The organism is Salipiger sp. PrR002 (assembly GCF_010500775.1).
Taxonomy (GTDB): domain Bacteria; phylum Pseudomonadota; class Alphaproteobacteria; order Rhodobacterales; family Rhodobacteraceae; genus Salipiger.
In genome coordinates, this window is sequence record NZ_JAAGOU010000078.1 from 1 (window position 1) to 2659 (window position 2659).

Here is a 2659-nt window from a genome sequence, read left to right on the forward strand (position 1 = left end):
TTGTGGCGCGACATCGCAGTTGAGTGCTGAGCGACATCGCAGGTGGATGACGGTGACGTTTTTTGACGGTGCCGGTTTGCGGCCGTCAGATCAAGTTTCGATGTCGCTGCTCAATGTCGCTGGCCGCGAGTTGTCCTTCGCTGTGGCGGTCTCCTTTTCGGGCTGTTGTTTGTCGCGGTCATCTTCGATGTCGTTGAGCGATGTCGCGGCGGCATAGGCGGCACGGCGTCGGTAGCTTTCGACGTTCATTTCGAAGATTGTCGCATGGTGGACGAGCCGGTCGATGGCGGCGATGGTCATCGCCCTGTCGGGGAAGATGGCGTCCCAACCACTGAACGGCTGATTGGCCGTGATCATGATAGAGCGCCGCTCGTATCGTGCGGAGATGAGCTCGAAGAGGGCACTGGTCTCGGCCTGATCCTTTCGCACGTACGACAGGTCGTCGAGGATGAGCAGGTCGAACTTGTCGAGCTTCGCGATCTCCTGAGTGAGCGCCAGGTCCTGCCGCGCCACTTGCAGGCGTTGGACCAGGTCCGACGTCCTTGCCATAAGCACACGGTACCCTCGTTGGATGAGTTCGTATCCGATGGCCCCCGCGAGGTGCGTCTTGCCCGAGCCGGGCGGGCCGAAGGCCAGCAAATTGTGCCCTGCCTGCAGCCAGCTGTCGCCTTCGACCAGCGCTCTGACGCGGGCCTGGCTCAAGGTGGGTACCGCCAGGAAGTCGAAGGCGTCGAGCGTTTTCCCTTGTGGCAGCCTTGCCGCGGCAAGATGGCGTTGGATGCGGCGCTGTTCCCGCTCGCTCAGTTCCAGTTCGCACAGCGCCGCCAACAAGCGTTCGGCCGGCCAACCCTCCTTGTCGGCACGGGTGCAGAACTCCGGCCAGAGGCGGGCGACCGTGGGCAGCCTGAGCGCCGTCAGTAGGGTCGGCAGTGTTGCGGTTTCCACGGTCATGCTCATGCGGCCGCTCCCCGACCCTGGATCAGGTCATCGTAGCTGCCGGCAGAGGGGATGCAGACCGGGACATCGGGCCCACCATCGCCTTCGGTCCGCGTGAAGCGGGAGCGCAGGTCCCCGAGGACCGGAAGTTCGCCTCGGGCAAGGATTGCCGAGAGGGCCGCGGCCAATTCCGCCTCGCAGGTCTGATCATGGGCGAGCCACAGCAGGTCGACCATGATCCGGCAGGCTTGCCGCAGCGGTCCGGCAGCCGTCAGCGCGTCCCAGCATCGGCGGTATTCAGTGCGAGGGAAGAGCGCGTCGCGGTAGGTCAGATTGGCGATGGCCTGAGGCTTGGCCCGCAAGCTGTGGATGACGTGATGGTAGCTAACGACATAGCCATGACCCCCACGCCCGCCGGCAGGCGGGCGCCCGCGCGGTAGGGTCTCGAGGGGTGTGCCGCCGAGGAACAGCTCCAGGCGATCATCGAAGATGCGTAGCTTCAGCTCGTAGCCGATCAGGCGAGAGTGAACGGTGTAGAACACCTTTCGGAACACGAAGCCGCCCGACGAGGTCACCCTCACGCGCGCCTCGTCGTAATCACAGCTACGGCGCGCCGGAAGAGGCTGCAGATGTGGCCGTTCGACCCTCAGGCGGTCCCGATGCCGTGCATTGTGGCGCGCGACGACCTGGGCAACGAAGTGTCGCCAGTCGTCCAACTCATCGAAGTCATGACTGCCACGCAGCAGCAGGGCCTGCTCCAAGCGGGTCTTGAGATGTCCGTGCCGGCTCTCGATAGACCCGTTTTCGTGTGCAATGCCGCGATTGTTCCGGGTCGCTTCCATGCCGTAGTCGGCACACAGCGCATCATAGCGTCTGCGCAGGTCCTCTCGAGCATCCCGATCGAGATTGGCGAAGGCGGCCGACAAGCTGTCCGTCCGATGTTCGCGCGGGGCGCCGCCGAGAAGCCATAGGGCGTTCTGCAATCCGCCAGCCAAGGCGGTGTAGCTCTCGCCGCCAAGCACCACCTCGGCATGCTCCCAGCCCGAGTGGACCAGGGTGAAGTGATAGATCCGATGCGCCAAGGGCACTCCGGCAATCGTGACGCCGAGCGCGCGCGCGTCGAAGAAGTCTGACATGCCCTCCCGTCCCGGCGGGTGTGACTGGCGGAAGATCACTTCCCTGTCCGGCCCGTGTTCGGCGCGCCAAAGCCGCATCCGGCGCTCCAAGGTGCGGCGCGCAGAGCTCAGGTCCCGGTCCGGATGACGGTACTGCATCTCCTCGAGCACCGCGATCGGCCGAAGGCCCGGTGTCGCTTCGATCAGCGGAACGATCTCTTCATCCCACAGGCCGGCCAAAGGGTCGGGCTTGCCACCTCCGTGCCGGCGCTCACGTCGTTTCTGAGATGGAGGGCGGGGGTCACGTTCGATCCGGGCTCCGGTGCTGACACTGAAGCCGGCTTTGGCTGCCGCAATCTTTTGCGTGTGATGCTGTCGAAGGGTCATGTAATCCTCGTGTTGTCGGTCGGTGATGAAACGGCCGGGCATCCGATCCTCTTCTTGGTCGTCGAAGATCGGACCACCCTGACCGCCGTCACCGCCAACCGCACGGGGTAAACCCGCGCGAGATTTTGGGGGAAGCTACATCCGGGCTACGCCCGGCTTCCGCTTCCCCCAAAATCACCACCTGCAATGTCGCGCTGTTTCACCAGCGGTGTCGCTGCACA

Annotated in this window: 2 protein-coding genes; both read right to left on the reverse strand. The window is 64.3% G+C overall.

Annotated features, from left to right (window positions below):
- Positions 1–90: 90 nt before the first annotated feature.
- Positions 91–957, reverse strand: a complete 867-nt coding sequence (istB, locus tag G0A00_RS26130; RefSeq protein ID WP_164185602.1) for an IS21-like element helper ATPase IstB — start codon at positions 955–957, stop codon at positions 91–93.
- A complete protein-coding gene (gene istA, locus G0A00_RS26135; protein WP_164185601.1) occupies positions 954–2480 on the reverse strand; it encodes an IS21 family transposase in 1527 nt (508 codons plus the stop codon). Before istA ends, istB begins: the two co-directional genes overlap by 4 nt.
- Between the last annotated feature and the right edge of the window lie 179 nt (positions 2481–2659).

What these genes read in the sequence shown, in the direction of transcription:
- istB (WP_164185602.1), bottom strand. Translation starts at nt 957, where the DNA reads ATGAGCATGACCGTGGAAACCGCAACACTGCCGACCCTACTGACGGCG.
- istA (WP_164185601.1), bottom strand. Translation starts at nt 2,480, where the DNA reads ATGCCCGGCCGTTTCATCACCGACCGACAACACGAGGATTACATGACC.